Raw genomic sequence first — 18,697 nt, 5'->3', positions numbered from 1 at the left:
TCAATAAGTAAAAGTCTCATATTATAGGCAACACTAATATAAATATATAAGAATGACATTGTATTGAAAATAGCTAGTAGCCTAATTATTTTATTGAAATTCATATTGGTGTTATCATTAATAAGTTTAAAACTACTTTTTTTTGCTTACGCTTGAATGTTGACAATAACACTAACAAACGCTAAAAGGCTGAAAATTTCGAGCGAGACGCTCTTCCATGTTTTGGGTCTTAGGAGAACCTAAGACCAGTAAAGGTCCTCCTAAAATCCCTCTTACTACACCATTTTAGCCCTAACCTTAAACTCCTCTATATCAATCAAAGACTGGTATTTTCGGATTAATTCTTCGTCAAATTCATCTTTTAGGTTTAATGTATTTAGCAGTGTGCGTTGGTCTTCGAGCATCTCAAGGTAAATCGTCTGACTATTTGTTCCTGCAAAAACTTCATCACTTTCGCTATGTTCTATTCTTTGGGTCAAAAAACTTAGTTCAATCTTAAATTTTTCATACAAATTATTTAAATGTACATTTTGTAAACAGCCCTCACCGTACTTTTCTTCTAAAAATAATAAAGAGTTTTTAGCAATTTTCTTTTGAATAATTACTTCTTGATCATCTTCATTGATGTTGTGATCGCTGATATATACTTTTTTTATTATCCACGGGAGAGTAAGTCCTTGAAACACCAAGGTTACTAAAATAACAATAAAAGTTATGAATAGAATTAAGTTACGATGCGGAAAAGGCAGCTCTTCGTTAATAAGTAAAGGTATCGAAAGGGCAGATGCCAACGATACTACGCCTCGCATGCCAGCCCAGCCAAAAATAAAAGGTATCCTCCATCCAGGATTTGAGTCTGCTACGGTAATAAACCTACTCATAAAACGAGTAGTGAGTGCAGCCCCCATTGTACATATTAATCGAGTAAAAATTATCACTACCGAAATAATAATGCCATACCCAATCGCTTTACCTAGACTTACTTCGCCAAGTTGGTTAACGACAGTAGGTAACTGAAGACCGATCAATAAAAAAACAAAACAATTTAGTACAAATACTAAGTTTGTCCATACATTCTCGCCTTGAATCCTACTCATGTAAGTAAGCGTTTTTTGGCGTTTGCTAGATAAAAAAAGTCCACCACTTACTACAGCAAGTACCCCTGAGTAATGAAAGCTTTCAGCAAAATAATACATGCAATAGGGTGTAACGAAAGTCATAACTATTTCGATATTGGATGTAGTGGGCAACCATTTGTAGATACCATAAAAGATAAGCCCTATCAACACACCAATTAGCAAGCCCATCACAACGACCATAAAAAAGCTTTGAGTAGCCTCCTTAATATGAAATTGTCCTGTGATAATAGTTGCCAAAGCAAAACGAAATACAATCAACGACGAGGCATCATTCATCAAGCTTTCGCCTTCACAAATGCTTATGAGCATTTTGGGAGCTTTTACTTGCCTTAGAATGGTTGATGCAGAAATAGCGTCGGGAGGAGAGATGATTCCTCCTAATAAGAAACCAAAGGCTAGGCTAAATTCAGGAATGATGGCATTTGATACAACAGCAATTACACATGATGTGATGATGACTATCGGAAAAGCAAAACTTGTGATGACGCGTCGCCATTTCCAAAACTCTTTCCATGATATTTGCCAAGCAGCATCATAAAGTAATGGTGGTAGGAAGATAAAAAAGACGAGGTCGGGCTCAATCGTTATAGTAGAAAATTCTGGAATAAAACTAAGTACCAGTCCACCCAATACTAGCACGATGGGGTAGGCCAAACGAAGTTTATTCGCAACCATCACCAATGCTAAAATTATCAGGATAAGATAAATATAATCAAAGAATAAATGCTGCATACCAATGTTGGGTGAAAGTGAATCTATAGTAAAATATTCCTAGCGAGGGACATAAGTCCCTCGCTAGGAATAAAGGATTGAATTTAACAGCTTTGCTTTAGAGAAAAGATAACTTATGACCAAAATGTCATTAAATACTAACCCATTCTATTAACGTGTGATGTAAGGCACATGCTAATAGAATGGGTTTTGAGGAGGCTCACACAAGCAAGAATTTACTCCAAAGTATGCTCTTTATGAATCACTTCCAAACGGCGTCCTTTTATGATTTTACGGAATTTAGTTTGGGTCATTCTATGTTCTCTTTCGAAACCAGCATGATAAAATGCTCTTATGATAAGGATTAGTACCAGTAAAGTAATATCCCACGAGTATTGTACGGCAAAAAATAAGCCCATTGCTAGGAGCAAGCCGATAAACATAAAATAATATCCATACCAGTAGCTACCGTTACGCTCGTGAGTCAGTAAAATAATAGGAATATGGAATGGAAAAGCCCACAAAAGGTTTCTGTTATCGTTAGTTACGCCGTGGTCGGTACCAAACCACAAGAAAAGTAATAACCAACCGATGAGTCCTGCTATCGAAAAAAGTACTTTATCGAAAGCATATCCTTTTTGTCGACGTTGCCAATGCTGATATGTTTTATAGCCTGTCAATAGCAATACCAACAATAACCAGAATCGAGGCGTTAAGATGAAAAGAGGCTCTTCATTGATAGGTGTGGTACTATACATGGGGTTCTCGGAACGAACCAAAAAACGCAAAACGTGGTGTGTCATCCTTTTGGCAGCACGCATACTTTTTTGCAAGTTTTCAGGCAAGTAACAAGATTTAAACTGTAATATTCTTTCGTCGGCAGGAGCCCCCAACGCAATGTTCATCCCTAAGGCAGACCAGTAATGATGTTTTCTAATTAAACACTTATTCATCCACTGACGATAAGTACTGTCGTTCATTTCGGGAATATTCTGTAAATGCACGCTATCAGTACAAGCCACCATCATGGCATCGCGGACACGGGTTGCACAGTTATCATAAAAGAACTTGTACATATAAGTCCGCGTTGCAGGATTATTGTAGGTTTCTTCAAGATTATTGTACACAGTTTGCTTTTGTGCAAGCGATAAGTCCAGTACCTGCTCAGTCATATTACGGTGCTGTTCCAGATAATACCGTTGGTAGGCTGGCATTGGCGCATACGACATCTTGTAAGGGAGCTGTCCTTTTACAAATTTCCAGTAGAAGTTCTCCGTTTCGAAATCATATATGCCAAAATTATAAGCCTTATCTATTTGATTAACGGGATCGTAAATCCATAAAAGCGTATGCCCAAAAGCATCATTTAGCTCATTTCCAGGCTCTACGGTAATCAAACTTACTTTACTGTTTTCAGATAATGTTTGAGCTTTTACCAACACATTTGTAGAAATGAGGATGGCAAAAACAAGTATTAAATGTTTAAAATAAGAGAGGTATTTCATTGATTAGTTTGGATTTGGGATGAATTTTCCCTCTAAAATAGTAATTTTTTTATGCTTTACCACCAACTACAATCACAATTTCACCTTTAATAGTATTTGGATTGGTCTGATAATGCAACAAAATTTCAGCCAAAGTTCCTCTGATGTTTTCCTCAAACACCTTAGTCAATTCACGAGAAACACATGCCTGACGCTCAGGATTGAGGTATTCTGCTAGTTGTTCAAGGGTTTTTAACAAGCGGTGTGGCGACTCATAAAAGATAATTGTTCGTTCTTCTTCTGCTAAATTTTTTAGTCTGGTTTGCCTTCCTTTTTTATGGGGTAGAAACCCTTCAAACGTAAAACGGTCGGCAGGTAAGCCCGAGTTTACCAAAGCAGGCACAAAAGCCGTAGCCCCTGGTAAACATTCAACCTCAATGCCTTGTTTTAGACATTCTCTCACTAACAAAAAGCCAGGGTCAGAAATAGCAGGTGTTCCCGCATCTGATATCAAGGCTAGTACTTTGCCTTCCTTTAATAATTTAATAATGCCATTGGTGCCGTGATGCTCGTTATGGGCATGGTGTGCATACAAAGGCTTTGAGATATTCAAATGCTTTAGCAATATGCCAGAATTTCGGGTGTCCTCAGCCAATATAGCATCAACAGATTGTAAAACTTTTACTGCTCTGTAAGTAATATCATCCAGATTGCCAATGGGCGTTGGAACAAGGTACAATTTCATAATGTTTTTTTTTATTCAATCAGTCTTTAACAATCCTCAATCTCTAGCGAGGGACTTAAGTCCCTCGCTAGAGATTGAAGTGTTATTTATTTCTTATTTTGTTGACCATTTTAGATTATATAACCCTCAAAAAATCTTTTCTATTAGCAGGTGACTTAAGTCACCTGCTAATAGAAAAGATTAGTCCTTACCTTTAATTTTAGACCAGTGAGTCAATCGCTTTCGCTAATTTATGGTCTTTCTCAGTCACGACATCTCCTTTATCGTGCGTATTCAATTCAATACTCACTTTATTATAAACATTCGTCCAAAAAGGGTGATGATTTTGTTTTTCAGCCAATAAAGCCACCCTAGTCATAAAGGCAAAAGCTGCTGAAAAGTCATCGAAAAGAAAACTTCTTTTCAATTTATTATCTTCTTCTATCCACATAACAAAGTTGTTTAAAAATGTGTGAAGCATTCAAAATACCTGAATACATTGTAAAAGTACAATAGTTTAGGCATTTTACCAGAATTGGGGAAGGAATAGGGAGATTTTGAGGGAGGAGGAGAGGGTATTAGTTAGATAAAATTATTATAATATACTCTTTTAATCGGCGATAGTCCGAACAATACAAATTTTGTTTTCGGACGCTTAGGACGAATGCAATTCGTCCCTACCATTCTCTTCGAGATGCACTTTGGGGTATCTCGAAGAGAATGGTTTTTATTACTTATTCTACCGTCACACCATTCTTTTTCAATACTTTTTGAAAGAAAAGCAGGTGATAAGGTAAAGCGTTTTGCCAATAATCCCATGTATGTCCGCCTGGTCTTTCTATGTAATCATGTGGCATACCATTATATACCAATCGACGGTGTAATTCTCTGTTAGCCTCAATGAGAAAATCATCTACGCCACATTCAATCAATACCGCTAAATTATTCTTTTTGATGGCATCAGTCATGTTGATGATAGAATTATTAACGAATACCTCACTAGTAGGGTCTGAGCTACCCAATAACTTTTGAAAACGATCTTTGAGAGATTTTAAAAAATCATCGTTCACACGGAATTTTGTATAATTCATATCCATCGCACCGCTCATTGTACCTACTGCACAAAACATATCAGGGTGACGGTTAGAAAGATACATCGCACCATGTCCGCCCATCGAAAGCCCTGTGATTACCCTGCCATTTTTACTTTGTACAGTACGGTAAGTATAATCAATTGTAGGAATAACCTCCTTGATAATATGCGTTTCAAACTTATTGGTTTGGTCATAAGGGCTATCCATATACCAACCAAAAGTTTCGCCTTCTGGCATTACGATGATAAGATTGTACTGGTCAGCTAGATTTTTTACTAGCATTTTGTCGGGCGTAGACGTTAGCCAATCTCTGAAATGCCCTGAACCTCCATGCAATAAATACAATACAGGGTATTTAGTAGTTTTATTTTTGGCATACGAAGCTGGCAGTACTACAGCCGCTTTGTACGTTTTATTCATCGCAGGACTCTGTATGTCGAGCGTATCAACAGTCGCTGCTTTTGAATAGCAAAATGATAGTGTTAGGATTGTAAAAATAAGAATGCTTAATTTGGATAATTTCATCGTTAAAAATATTTAAGTTTATGGATGATTAATTTTTAATAACCTTTAAATCAGTGAAATATCCTTCTGTGCCAACATCTACAAATAGGCCTAAGGCACCACTGATATTTTCGCCAAGTTTCAAATCGTTTACTATCAACGAGGGTTGTTTGTTTTCGTTTAAAAACAGTTTTGCTTGCTTGCCTTTCACTATAATCTTGAGGGTTATCCATTCATTCAAGCCCATATCTGCATAGGATTCATACATTTCGGGACGCTCTTTTCTGAGTCGGGAAAACTTGAAGTCGGGAAAGGAAAAGTATTGAATGGAATGATTACGGCGTACTTGGTCGTCGGTTCTGCCATTAGTAGGACGTATATAGATACATTCAAATTTGGAGTTGTCTTCGCTAGCTCTGAATGCCACGCCGATGAATCCACGAGCAGTAGGAGTGGCATTCTTTGTTAATCGGCTCAATACCTTTACTTCAATGATGCCATCTTTAAAATCAACATCTTTGATTCGGACAAAAGTGGCTTCATCAGCTGCCAAGATGGTGGAATCTTTGATAACCTTGACAACATCTTTACCCTGAAATTTTTCCAGAGACATATATACTTGATTGGCAACAAGGTTGTTTGATGTTAGTTTAACTTTTTGTGCATAAAGTCCTTGTGGAATAATAAAAATACTGATGATTAAGAAAAATTGGAATATTTTCATTGGCTGAGAGTCAGTTTATAAAAAACGATGAGATACCAAGAAAAACTCGGTATCTCATCGTTTTCAATATCAAATATAACTTTTTTTGATTTTATTTAGCTATTTCTTGATAATTTTCAAGTCTTTAGAATGTCTATAATTTTTCTGTAGCCTCTGTTAAAGTAACAGGTTTCCCCAACGCACCAAATTCGTGTAAATCACCAAAAACTTCTATTCGGATAGACTGGTCTAAACCGCCCACACGCAAAGGCACAAAGCCATTGTCAAGAATCAGTTGCTCAATCGTCGCATTGATACTGCTATCATCCGTAGCATAAAATAATACTGAAGCAGGTTGTTGATGAGCAGTATTAGTTAACGAAGCTACACCCAACGTGCCTAATGCCTTAGCCAATACCGCCCCTTTAGGTAATATTGCAGCATTGATTTGTCCTGCCGACTCGTTTTCGCCGATGATTTTATCAAAGCCTCCTTTATCATTGGGAACAATTGGGTTTGAAGGGTCAACGATGATTTTTCCTGCCAATATTGCTTCATGCTGACTGAACAATTCTTTGATAGTGCTAAACCAAACGGCCATAATGATGATGTCGGCTTCTTGAATAGCCTTGTCAATTTCCATGGCTTGTGCCAAACTGCCTAATTGTTCGGCAAGGCTTTCAGCCTTCGTGATGTCTTTGGTGGCTAATATCACAGGACGATTGCCCGCTACTAGGTTTTTCGCTACTACTTGGCCAATATTACCAAGTCCGATAATAGCTACTTTAGGTTTTGTTGTATTTTCCATTGCTCTCATTTGCTTTAGTTGAATAACAGTGCAAAGTTGCAGGGAATAGGCTACGCCAGCCTATAAACTATCGTAAGAAATAGCCTTAAGATAGTTTAAGGGTATGGACTATTTTGTGGCTAAATCTTTACGGATTTTACTGAGGAATTCAGGTGTAATGCCCAGATAAGAAGCGATTTGCGTGTTCGGTAAACGTAAGGCGAGGGTAGGGTATTGCTCCAAAAAGGTTAAGTAACGTTCCTGAGCAGTTGAACTAATATTTTGCAATACATGATTTTGTAATTCAACGTACTTGTTTTCGATAATTACCTTAAAGATTCTATCGAGCTTGGGAATAGAAAGGTATAAAAAGTATAAATCGTTTTTCTCGATTTGTATTATTACCGAAGGCTCGATGGCTTCAAGAAATAACTTGCTTGGTTTGCTAGAATGAAAGCTACCAATGTCAGTAATCCAGTCGTTTTCAGCCGCAAATTGAATGTTGTGTTCAGTGCCTTTGTTATCTATTCCATACATTTTGAAACAGCCTTTTACTACAAAGGTATAATGCTTGCAGACGAAGCCTTCTTGCAAAATCATCTGCCTACGTTTGATGTTTCGTAAGATAGTTTTTGATATTACTAGCTGTTGTTCTTCTTCGGTAAAAGGAAGATAATTTAAAAAATAGTCAATCAATAATTGTGTTTCCAAACTTTTAAACGATTAGTCATAGATGTTACGAACTTACACATTTTACTTTGCTTTTTTGTCTACAGGCTTTTGTATTTCATTGGGACGTTGTTTTTGGACGTTTCGGACGAAAGCCATGTGGACGTATGCAATACGTCCCTACCGTGTTGCTACCACATGTTGCGAATAGTGATGACTTCATTAAAAGATTATTAAACACTTTTTCTATTAGCGTAGCGGGTGACTTAAGTCCTACTGATTACCCACATCTTTTAAAAAGTTGAAATGGAAATGTTATTATTGATTAAATTAGCTTAAATGTACATAAATAGTCTTTAAAACCAACCGTTGAAGCCCTCATCTCTAGCGAGGGACTTAAGTCCCTCGCTAGAGATGAGGGATCGGGACTGAAAACCTTTCTTACGGTATTTTTGAAGAACTTAAGTCCCTCGCTAGAGATGAGAGATTGATTATTAGCTATTTATATACTTGTGGGTAATCAATAGGACTTAAGTCACCCGCTAATAGAAAAAAATCAATCCCTACTGTGTGCTCTTCGATTTATTCTTTAAAAAGAAATAGGTTAAAATGGGTAAGAAAACTATCTGTGTAATGTAAAACACTAAAGATATTATTCCTTCTAATTTCTTATCGCTCGTACTTATCAATAATTGATGTCCTAATGGGCCTTTTGAAAAAACAACATTGAATATCAAGTTCCAACCCAAATGGATACCAATGGGCAAATACAATGAGTTGGTTTTGGCATAAGTAAAGGCAAACATTAGTCCCCAAATACCCGTCATCCCAAAGATGATAAGCATTTGTACAGGATTGCCGAATGCCCCAAATGAAAACCAATGATAGATACCAAAAGCTATGGCTGATATCATACAAGCTTTGCTAATGCCTAATTTTTTAATGGCAATGTATAATAAAGCTCCTCTAAAAATCAACTCTTCAAATAAAACTGATTTCAATGTCCACCACGAACTTTTTAGAAATAGTGTAAAAGTAAAGTTCTTATTGATGATAAAATAATTCCCCGTCAAACTTGCTATACTTCCATAATATAAAGCACAAAAAGCGGATGCTACAACAAAGCCTAGTATGAAGTAATACACCCTGCTTTGTATTGGGGCAATGCCTAAAACTGACAAATTTGTTTTGTCAAAAAGCCAAAGCAAGAGCCACGAAATTATCAGTTCAATCAGTAGTCCAATCATAGGATTATTTAAATAGTTAAGATTCTTACTGGTGGGTTGCTTAATGGGCGTACTATAGTGGTATAGAAAGATAACCACAAGGGTTATTGGTATGATGGTTTTTTCAGGGATGCCTTGGTTTTTACATGTAATCAGCCTCATTTACATCGACGGTTAGGACGAATGCAATTTGTCCCTACATAGGTTATTACGTCAGAGAAGAAAAAGCAATTATGATTCAAAGATAGCTTTCTTCCTCATTTTTCCACATTAGTATATTGTTTGTAGAAAAATTTCTCAATAATCATCAAGCAAATAAAGGAATGCTTATTTAATTAATAGTAAATACTTTACCATATTATTAATCGCAAACCTTAAAATAAACTAAATACTACATGAATAATTATATTACATCTTTATCACAAGACTTTATCAGCCATACAAATCAGGATTTTAACAGTAATACAAAGACTAAAAAAAGAGACACCTTAGAAACACTATTGTGTTTTTCTCATCTCAGATGGGACTTTGTATTTCAGCGTCCGCAACACCTCATGACAAGGGCAGCCTTGGGATGGAGGGTTTTTTATATTGAAGAACCTATTTTTTCAGGGGATGTTACTGTCCCAGAAGTCCAGATAAAAAGGCCTTCTATCATACATCCTAACCTGATGGTTGTAACACCCTGTATGCCTTTCGGCTTTAATGATGCCGAGGTTAATCAGGCCATGAAAGAATTGCTCTCTGCGCTTATTTCTAGCTATCAGATTGAAAATTATGGATTATGGTACTATACGCCTATGGCTTTAAAATTCACAAAGCATTTACTACCAAACGTCGTGATTTTTGACAGCATGGATGAGCTTTCAGCTTTTAAAGGAGCTCCTACAGAATTACTCAGTCTGGAGAAAGAATTGTATCAGAAAACCGACCTAGTTTTTACAGGTGGAAAAAGTCTTTTTGAGGCTAAATGTCATAAGCATCCTGAAGTTCATTTTTTCCCTAGCAGTATCGATGTAAATCACTTTATGGAGGCACGAGATGCTTTGCCAGAGCCGAAAGATCAGGAAGAAATTCCGTATCCTCGGATGGGTTTCTATGGTGTGATAGACGAAAGGTTTGACGTAGAATTATTAAGAGAACTCTCTTTTAGTCGTCCTGACTGGCAATTCATCATTATCGGGCCAGTAGTCAAAATTGATCCTGCTACACTACCTCAAAGAAAAAATATCCATTATTTAGGCATGAAAAGCTATAAAGAACTTCCTACTTATCTGAGTGGTTGGAATGTGGCTCTACTTCTTTTTGCGCTTAATGAATCTACTCGTTTCATTAGCCCAACAAAAACGCCTGAGTACCTCGCAGCACTCAAACCAGTTGTATCTACACCTATTCAGGATGTTGTCGACCCTTATGAAGCACTAGGGTTGGTATCTATAGCGCGGGATGCGGAAGCGTTTGAAGGGGCGATAGAGGAAGCACTTCAAATGGAAATCAATAATGACTGGAAAGAGAAAGTAGATGCTTATCTAAAAACAAATTCGTGGGACATTACATGGCAAAAAATGATGGTGCTTATCAATGAGAAAATTTTAATAAGCTAAATGTCCTCTCAAAGTTGCATCCAGTGCCAACAATAGAAAATACTAGGGGCTTGGTCAGTAAGTAGCAAAATACTGATCAAGCGCCTGAGATAAGGGAGGTAAGAAGGTTCCTTTTTCACTGGTAAGCCCACTGAATCTGGGACTTTCTTCTTTCACATGGCTAAAGTCATAAATCTGGTAGTCTGGTAATTTCACTGTATGCCCTGACCTTTGGAAAATTTCAGATACAAAAGAAGCCCACGTAGTTTTTCCCTGATTGGTCAGATGCCATATTCCACTTTCATTATCAATCAATAAGTCTAAGGACATATTTACCAAATCAGGCACATAGGTAGGAGAGATAAACACATTGTGTGGATAATATTGTGCATAAGCACCCGACATGACACTTTTGATAAAACAGAATGGCTCTTCCTTGTTAAACAAAAGGCTTGTTCTGATAATCAACGCATTACAGTCTGCTTCTAATACCAATTGTTCGGCTTTTGCTTTACTTCGTCCATAAGTGGTAAGTGGCGACACGCCGTCGCTTTCGATATACGCCGTATTTTTCAATCCGTCAAATACCCTATTTGACGAGAAAGTAAGTAATTTAACGCCCCCCATCTTACAAAACTGTATTAAGTCTTCTATGCCATTGACATACTCGTCGAAACATTTATGAGGTGCTGATTCAGCTTGGTCAAATGTTGAATAACTTGCTGCATTTACGATAGCCCAAGGATTAAAATGTTTGAATACCCTTTCAATTGATTGGGTATCGCAAAAATCCATGTCCTCAGGATCGAGGGCATGATAACGAATCCCTCTTTGGTCACAGAACTTACTAAAGCTTCTTCCTAATAAGCCATTTTTACCGATTATCAACAAAGGTTGTGAAGCGGGCAGTGTTTGAGAAATGATTGTTGGCATAGATTGATAGATAAATCTAGCAGGCTTTTCCCACCAACCTTTTTGGTTAAGAAGTGGGTGACTAAAATGCTTGCCTTCACTAAAAGACTTCATCATATCAGCTAGTGCCGTAGAGCGTGGGGTAGGAGAGCGGAGGTCAAAAACGCCTGATTCATAGTCACCATCTTTTTTGGTTAAAAGTTTGTTCCAACCATAAGCTCCTAACAATGCCCAAACTGTAACTGCTTTAATACTGACACCTTCTTGGATTAATGATAAGCTAATTTCCCAAGCATATTTTAGCCATCTGAGCTGTTCTTCTCTTGTACAGTGCAGATGAACTTCTGTTAACGCTATGTCACAAGAATATCGGTTTTGAAGCTCTTTTAAAAGCACTTTTAGTCCCGTTTCAAACCCTAAGTTTATGCGAATGGCCTCAACGTCGGCATAGGTATGCTTGCCATTTCCGCCGTGCGTGGATAGAGGATAAGCACCAATATTATCGTCGAGGAAACGTTCTGAGGTAACATAATGATTAGCTCCTAGCAAATCAGGAGGACACGGGTTATCCTGAAAGAAATAAAGGGTTTCTTCCTCAATGCCCGACTGTATAAAATACTCCCAGAGCGGGTGATGATGATTCAACCTGCCATAAAGCACATCATAAGTAAGCCATCGTCTGTGGTTTTCAAAATCAGCCTGATATTGTATTAAAGGAGTACTGTAGGTTTTTGCCAAATCTTCCGTTTGAATAAATTTAGCAGAAGGGTTTACCTTCCGTATTTCCTTCATCGATAATACAACGGCTTTTAGTTGATTTAAAAAAATCCTACAAAATGCCTCATCACTTTTCAGGTGCGGATGCCAAAAGCCATATAAACCTGAAAACCGCGCTGTAGTGAGGGGTTCGTTAACGGGCTTGTACCAAGTAATCCACGGGAATCTTTCAGCTACTGTTCTGGCAAAATTGCTAAGACCAACGGCAAAGTCATCGTCGAGCAAATTTGTAAATGATGGGCCACTTCCGTGGTGTAGTAAGCTTACAATAGGGGTCATATTATTTGCCCTAATTCTCTCCAGTCGTTCAGCGGTCCAGTCCCACTGAATAATACTTTCTTGATGGGGTTGATGGTATTCCCATAATACAGGATAATGCAAGGCTTTAATGCCCAATTGAGCAAAGCGGTCTATGTCTTCTATTCGCTCGTAGTGACCATTAAAAGACAATTGATCAAAGAATTCGTTTTCTACTCTGTTAAAACTACATTCTATACCACCCCATAGTTCGGGGATAGAGGAAAGTGTATTATTTTGAATCATCTATAGGCGGGTTAAGTTAATGGGATTACAAAAGATTAATCAAAAAACCATACCTTCTATTTTCGATAAAAATGTTCTGTTTGTGCGAATTAAATTGCTCATATTAAAGGCTTTCATAGCGCTAACTTTAGGTATTTCGTTGCGTTATATGGTCAGGAATAATTCTTTTCTCATGCATGAAAGACAATCACAGTAAATCCGCTCGTGATTTTGAACACTATAAAACACACTATTCTCATCATCATGAAAGAAACTATCCATCTCGATAAATCTAGGATAAATCCGCCTACCAATGGCAAAATTCCTTGGGAAGATTTCTACCAATTGTATAGGCAACATATCGTAGATAATCACAATATTTTAAACCAAAGAACTATCTGGTTAGCCATATCTCAGTCGTTTTTCTTTGGAGGATATGCTACTATTGTCAATGCTCCGAAAGAATCCAAAAATTCTATCTTATCCAATCAGCAAGACCTTTTATTGTGGCTTATTCCGATAGCAGCATTATTAGGATGTATATGTATATTTTTTGGCATAATTGCCCGAAGTATTCATATTCAGACGCTGTATAAAAAGTTTTATTCATACGGAGAAATGGACGACAACTATCCTTCCATTGATGTAAGTATAACAGTTAAAAGAATGGAAATCTTTGCGGTATGGGTTTTACCACTTGTATTTATTGCGACATGGATTTTTATATTGGTGAATACATTTATACAGATTTGAATATCGGGGACGAATGCAATTCGTCCCTACCTAGTTCAGCCAGCAAGAAGAAAACTATCCTCTGTTCTCCATCACATTATCCATACTAAGCCAATAGGTATTACATTGGCTTAATAAAAAACTCGCTCCTGCAGACGTCCATACAGAATAATCCAAGGATGGTTTTATCCCAAAACTAATCGTCATCATCAAGCCAAATAGCAATAATAGCGTTCCTGAGGCTATTGATGCTAATTTAGTCTTGTAGCCAATCAATAAAAATAAGGGAATGATGATTTCCAGCGCAGTAGCTATCACTGCCAAGATATTGCCTAACGGAGTAGGCACGAATGAATTAACGCTATTGGAATAATCGACAAAATTTTGCCAGTTGCCCCAATTTACATATTGAGTATTGGGAGCTCCCCACAGACCGAGACGGTCTGCTACAGCCGATAGAAATGAAAACGAAATGGCAATTCTTAAAAATAACTGTGAGTATAAAACCTTGTTTGATTCCATGGTATAATTTTTTAGGTTAAAGTAACGTATAAAACTAAGAGAAGTTAATTTTTAAAAACTTAAACAGGTTTAAGAAAAGCTGTATTTAGGCAACGATTAATTATCTTTTAATCATCATAATGATTAACTATCAATTACTCAGTATATTTTGTCATTTATGATTACTCCACATACTAAAACTCTTCAAAAATTTAAAAGACATGAAAAATTCCATCTTAACATTAATGATAGGGGCTGGTATTGCCTTTGGGTCATGTAAATGTGATTTAAATGCGAAGCATGAGACCGAAACAAAAACGGATAGTCTACCCCCAGTAGAGACCAATTCGCCTAATGCGACTTACAAGCCTGCCTTTGCAGGACAGACTAGAATAAAAGGAGTGAAGACAACTACTAGCTACGAAAGTAAGATATTAACAACAGCGCTCCAGAGCCCGTGGGGAATAACTAGTCTGCCTGACGGAAGATTATTAATTACCGAAAAGGCTGGTACCATGAGAATCGTTACCACAGATGGTCAGGTGAGTCAGACCATCACAGGTGTTCAAGCAGTAAATGCTAGCGGACAGGGTGGGTTATTGGGCGTTCGTGTTGACCCCGACTTTGCCACTAATAGAATGGTATATTGGGTGTTTTCGCAACCAAATGCCGATGGCAACCTGACGGCAGTGGGCAAAGGTAAATTATCTGCTAATGAAAGAACCATAGAATCGCCCACGGTTATTTATCGTGCTACGCCTGCCTATAATGGTACATTGCATTATGGAGGCAGAATCGTCTTTGATCAGGCGGGTAATTTATTAGTTAGTACGGGCGAGCGGTCGGATTTAGCCACTCGTCCACAAGCACAGGCCTTAAATTCAGGGCTGGGCAAGATTATCAGAATTACGAAAGATGGTACAGAGCCCTCAGGAAACCCCTTTGTAGGTCAAGTAGGTGCTAGAACCGAATTGTATGCTTATGGTTTTCGTAATCCACAAGGTTTGGCTATTCATCCCGTAACGGGAGAGTTGTGGGAAAGTGAGCATGGCCCTCGAGGTGGAGACGAAATCAATCGAGTTCGGGCTGGTGCTAACTATGGTTGGCCAACTATCACTTATGGCATTGAATATAGCGGAGAAAAAGTAGGAAGTGGTATTCAACAACAAGCAGGACTTGAACAACCTGTTTATTATTGGGATCCAGTGGTTTCGCCAAGTGGTATTACTTTCTATAGTAGTGACCGCATTCCTGAATGGAAAAATAACTTATTTGCTGGCGCATTAAGCGGAATGCACATTGTAAGGTTAGTCATTGAAAACAATAAAGTAGTGGGTGAAGAACGATTATTGGCTAGCGAATCACAACGTTTTAGAGATATAACACAAGGCAAAGACGGTGCTTTATATGCCATTACTGACCAAGGAAGGCTGTATCGCATTGATAAGAAATAGTTAGTTGTTTTTTTATTTCTATTAGGGTGTGACTTAAGTCACGCCCTAATAGAAAAGATGCTCTTCGCCTTACTTTTGCAACCGTGGTCTGCTTCACACTGAACACAGTTTAGGGAATAAATAGATAGTAGCTAACTATCAACTATTTGAAAATCGTAACTATTGGTTTGATGATTGTTATTTATACCTTTATAGTATATTTACTTTTGGCGTTTAATTAATGGTCACTGGTTTTTGAAGCTTTATTTATATTTCGGAAATGGCAAATGTTGAAACATTAGAACAGTTATATCAACGCAAATTTGATTGGTTACCTGAAAACCTTAAAAATGAGGTCGGTCATTTTAATGTGTTTCCTTTAGAACCCATCCCGAAAGACAAAGTAGTACCTATTCCTTATAAAAGAAGAGATTATTATAAAATCATGCTGGTGATTGGTGATATAGAGATACATTATGCCGACAGGATAATGCCTATCAGAAAACAGGCTTTAGTATTCTCCAACCCACAAATACCGTATCTGTGCGACCACCTCGAAAACATCAAAGGGGGCTTCTATTGTATTTTTAATCAATACTTTTTTCATCAGTTTGGTAACTTAAACCAGTACTCTGTTTTTGAGCCTACTGGTAATCATGTGTTTGATTTAGAAGATGAACAGGTAGAACACATCAAAGGCATTTATCAAAAAATGTTTGATGAAATCAATTCAGAATACATTCATAAATATGATGTACTCCGCAATTTGGTGTTTGAATTATTGCATTTTGCCATGAAGATACAACCTTCTGATAAGTTGGATAAACAGCCTATCAATGCCTCTCAAAGAATTGCTACTTTGTTTTTAGAGTTGTTAGAAAGGCAGTTCCCCATTGACGAAAACCACCCCAATATTAGTTTACGGTCGGCATCAGATTTTGCCAATCAGTTGAATGTACACGTAAATCACCTCAATAGAGTTGTCAAAGAAACTACCCTGAAAACTACCACTCAGATTATTGCCGAGCGTGTCCTACAAGAGGCAAAAATTATGTTGAAGCATAGCAACTGGAATATTGCAGAGATAGCATTCTCACTAGGTTTTACGGAAGTAACACATTTTAATAATTTCTTCAAGAAGCATACCGACCTCAATCCTGTAAGGTTTAGAAATATTTGATTTTCGTAATCTATTGTTTGTTTTTCATTGTTTCGTTTCATTAGTCCCTCGTAATTTTGTTATTAGAAATTAGTCTTTATTACATAAGTAAAGCTTACATAATAATGTGGATAAATAGGATAATACATTAGCAAAACAATCAACTTATAATAATATGAAAACACGTAAATTAGGTAATGCAGGCTTGGAAGTCTCAGCCTTAGGATTAGGTTGTATGGGAATGAATTTTGGGTATGGCCCCGTGGCAGATAAAAATGAAATGATTACGTTAATACACGCCGCCGTAGAACAAGGAATTACTTTCTTTGACACTGCGGAGGTATATGGTCCATATACTAACGAAGAATTGGTAGGAGAGGCCCTTGAGCCTTTTAAAGGAAAAGTGACGATTGCTACAAAGTTTGGTTTTAATATTCAAGATGGCAAAATGTTTGGGGTAAATAGTCGCCCAGAAAATATCAGAAAGGTAGCGGAAGCATCTTTGAAAAGATTAAGAGTGGATGTAATAGACCTTTTGTATCAACACCGTGTAGACCCTAACGTGCCTATTGAGGAGGTAGCGGGAACGGTTAAAGATTTGATTCAAGAAGGGAAAGTGAAATATTTTGGTTTGTCTGAGGCAGGTGCCAGTACTATTCGTCGTGCCCATACTGTACAGCCTGTTACGGCATTGCAAAGTGAATATTCGTTGTGGACAAGACAGCACGAAGAAGAGATTATCCCTACAATCGAGGAATTGGGCATTGGGTTAGTAGCCTTTAGTCCGCTAGGAAAGGGGTTTTTGGCAGGTAAAATTGATGAAAATACCAAATTTGCAGAAGGCGATATTCGTAATATTCTACCACGATACACCGAAGAAGCACGTGCGGTTAATAAAGTATTACTGGATTTGCTGAACAAGTTAGCAGCTAGTAGAGACGCTACGAGTGCACAAATAGCTTTAGCATGGGTTTTAGCACAAAAACCTTGGATAGTACCCATCCCTGGCACGACAAAACTTCATCGCTTAGCTGAAAACAATGATGCTGTATCGATAGAACTTACTGCTTCGGAACTTCAGGAAATAGAAGAGGCATCTAAGCAAATACAAATTGTAGGTTCGCGGTATACAGAGGCTATGGAGAAGTCTACAGGATTGTAAAAAAGACTTTAATACACTCGTATCAAGACTGTAGTACGAGTTTTCAACTCGTATATTATTTACGCACGAGTTGAAAACTCGTGCTACAGTCTTTCATTCCATTAGTACTAAAACTGAATAATAAATATGAGTTTTTCTAAAATAAGCTTATTGGTATTGATGACATGTACTGTTTTTTCGAGTTGCTTGCATGCTCAGTTAGCCAAGAAAGAAATATTGATTGTGTATTTATCCAGAACAAACAACACAAAAGCTATTGCCGAAATCATCCATAAAAATGTAGGAGGTACGTTGGTTGCCCTTGAATTAGCAACGCCGTATCCAGAGAATTATCAAGCAACGGTAGCACGGGTATCTAAAGAAAACGAAACGGGCTATTTGCCACCACTGAAAACCAAGATAGATAATATCAAAAAATATGATGTTGTCTTCGTGGGTTTTCCTACGTGGGGAATGCAATTACCTCCGCCTATGAAGAGCTTTTTAAAGCAATATTCTTTAGAAGGTAAAACAGTCATCCCCTTTAATACGAACGCAGGCTATGGTGTTGGAAGTTGCTTTCAGACAGTAAAAAATCTATGTCCACAAAGTACAGTACTAGAAGGTTTTGAAATAAAAGGAGGAATAGAACGAGATGGACAGCTCCTCGTAATTAAAGATAACAAAAGAATAGAAGCTGAAAAAGAAGTTAAAAAATGGTTAGCAAAAATAAAATTCAACTAACCACGCTAGACTAGGTATTTTGCCTTATTAAAAAGAATTTTCAGCCAATATCAAGTTATCATAAAGGATGTTGGTCGTGTATAAAAGCTGTTGGTCTAAATTAAGTTTGTTTTTCTTCATTATGCTTTGGCATTCTCTACTTTTACGTAAAA

General features: G+C 37.4%; 17 protein-coding genes. 6 read left to right on the top strand and 11 right to left on the bottom strand.

Annotated elements, in window-relative coordinates; translation table 11 throughout:
• Positions 1–275 precede the first annotated feature (275 nt).
• From AC1RNE_RS05425 to AC1RNE_RS05385, 9 genes are all read right to left on the bottom strand, one after another.
• Positions 276–1,871 (bottom strand): Na+/H+ antiporter, encoded by a 1,596-nt coding sequence (locus AC1RNE_RS05425; RefSeq protein ID WP_492800007.1) that lies wholly within the window; start codon positions 1,869–1,871, stop codon positions 276–278.
• Positions 1,872–2,086: 215 nt separating this feature from the next.
• The gene (locus AC1RNE_RS05420; RefSeq protein WP_492800006.1) at positions 2,087–3,355 is read right to left on the bottom strand and encodes a lipoprotein N-acyltransferase Lnb domain-containing protein; all 1,269 of its coding nucleotides are present in this window, start codon (positions 3,353–3,355) and stop codon (positions 2,087–2,089) included.
• A 49-nt stretch (positions 3,356–3,404) separates the two neighbouring features.
• The gene (gene rsmI, locus AC1RNE_RS05415; protein ID WP_492800005.1) at positions 3,405–4,079 is read right to left on the bottom strand and encodes a 16S rRNA (cytidine(1402)-2'-O)-methyltransferase; all 675 of its coding nucleotides are present in this window, start codon (positions 4,077–4,079) and stop codon (positions 3,405–3,407) included.
• A gap of 199 nt (positions 4,080–4,278) precedes the next feature.
• Positions 4,279–4,509, bottom strand: coding sequence for a 4a-hydroxytetrahydrobiopterin dehydratase (locus AC1RNE_RS05410; protein ID WP_323253638.1), 231 nt, complete (start codon positions 4,507–4,509; stop codon positions 4,279–4,281).
• Between the two features lie 283 nt (positions 4,510–4,792).
• Positions 4,793–5,677 (bottom strand): alpha/beta hydrolase, encoded by an 885-nt coding sequence (locus AC1RNE_RS05405; protein WP_492800004.1) that lies wholly within the window; start codon positions 5,675–5,677, stop codon positions 4,793–4,795.
• Between the two features lie 28 nt (positions 5,678–5,705).
• Entirely contained in the window at positions 5,706–6,380 is a 675-nt protein-coding gene (locus AC1RNE_RS05400; protein ID WP_492800003.1) for a hypothetical protein, read from the bottom strand.
• A 133-nt stretch (positions 6,381–6,513) separates the two neighbouring features.
• Positions 6,514–7,167: an NADPH-dependent F420 reductase gene (locus tag AC1RNE_RS05395; protein ID WP_492800002.1), complete on the bottom strand. Its 654-nt coding sequence runs from the start codon at positions 7,165–7,167 to the stop codon at positions 6,514–6,516.
• Positions 7,168–7,275: 108 nt separating this feature from the next.
• Positions 7,276–7,857, bottom strand: a complete 582-nt coding sequence (locus AC1RNE_RS05390) for a Crp/Fnr family transcriptional regulator (protein WP_492800001.1) — start codon at positions 7,855–7,857, stop codon at positions 7,276–7,278.
• 521 nt (positions 7,858–8,378) lie between these two features.
• Complete coding sequence (locus tag AC1RNE_RS05385) at positions 8,379–9,203, bottom strand: CPBP family intramembrane glutamic endopeptidase (RefSeq protein WP_492800000.1); 825 nt, start codon at positions 9,201–9,203, stop codon at positions 8,379–8,381.
• A 233-nt stretch (positions 9,204–9,436) separates the two neighbouring features.
• Between AC1RNE_RS05385 and AC1RNE_RS05380 the strand changes: the two genes are divergently transcribed.
• Positions 9,437–10,645 (top strand): glycosyltransferase family 1 protein, encoded by a 1,209-nt coding sequence (locus AC1RNE_RS05380; RefSeq protein WP_492799999.1) that lies wholly within the window; start codon positions 9,437–9,439, stop codon positions 10,643–10,645.
• Positions 10,646–10,699: 54 nt separating this feature from the next.
• On the opposite strand, the gene AC1RNE_RS05375 is transcribed toward AC1RNE_RS05380, so the two are convergent.
• Positions 10,700–12,856, bottom strand: a complete 2,157-nt coding sequence (locus AC1RNE_RS05375) for a family 1 glycosylhydrolase (RefSeq protein ID WP_492799998.1) — start codon at positions 12,854–12,856, stop codon at positions 10,700–10,702.
• A 243-nt stretch (positions 12,857–13,099) separates the two neighbouring features.
• On the opposite strand from AC1RNE_RS05375, the gene AC1RNE_RS05370 reads away from it, so the two are divergent.
• Complete coding sequence (locus AC1RNE_RS05370) at positions 13,100–13,588, top strand: hypothetical protein (protein ID WP_492799997.1); 489 nt, start codon at positions 13,100–13,102, stop codon at positions 13,586–13,588.
• Positions 13,589–13,642: 54 nt separating this feature from the next.
• Here the strand turns inward: AC1RNE_RS05370 and AC1RNE_RS05365 are convergent, their stop codons facing one another.
• Positions 13,643–14,089: a DoxX family membrane protein gene (locus AC1RNE_RS05365; RefSeq protein ID WP_492799996.1), complete on the bottom strand. Its 447-nt coding sequence runs from the start codon at positions 14,087–14,089 to the stop codon at positions 13,643–13,645.
• 200 nt (positions 14,090–14,289) lie between these two features.
• Here AC1RNE_RS05365 and AC1RNE_RS05360 point away from each other — a divergent pair, with 200 nt between their 5' ends.
• The 4 genes from AC1RNE_RS05360 (at position 14,290) to AC1RNE_RS05345 (ending at position 18,545) form a co-directional block, all read left to right on the top strand.
• Positions 14,290–15,522 carry a PQQ-dependent sugar dehydrogenase gene (locus AC1RNE_RS05360; RefSeq protein ID WP_492799995.1) on the top strand — a complete coding sequence of 411 codons (1,233 nt, stop codon included), beginning with the start codon at positions 14,290–14,292 and terminating at the stop codon, positions 15,520–15,522.
• Positions 15,523–15,781: 259 nt separating this feature from the next.
• Positions 15,782–16,681: a helix-turn-helix domain-containing protein gene (locus AC1RNE_RS05355; RefSeq protein ID WP_492799994.1), complete on the top strand. Its 900-nt coding sequence runs from the start codon at positions 15,782–15,784 to the stop codon at positions 16,679–16,681.
• 154 nt (positions 16,682–16,835) lie between these two features.
• Positions 16,836–17,822 (top strand): aldo/keto reductase, encoded by a 987-nt coding sequence (locus AC1RNE_RS05350; protein WP_492799992.1) that lies wholly within the window; start codon positions 16,836–16,838, stop codon positions 17,820–17,822.
• Positions 17,823–17,948: 126 nt separating this feature from the next.
• Positions 17,949–18,545 carry a flavodoxin family protein gene (locus AC1RNE_RS05345; RefSeq protein WP_492799991.1) on the top strand — a complete coding sequence of 199 codons (597 nt, stop codon included), beginning with the start codon at positions 17,949–17,951 and terminating at the stop codon, positions 18,543–18,545.
• Positions 18,546–18,697: the final 152 nt, after the last annotated feature.

This window comes from Arcicella sp. GW822-FHT02H01, from assembly GCF_058802005.1.
This window is presented reverse-complemented; position numbering and strand designations above follow the sequence as displayed.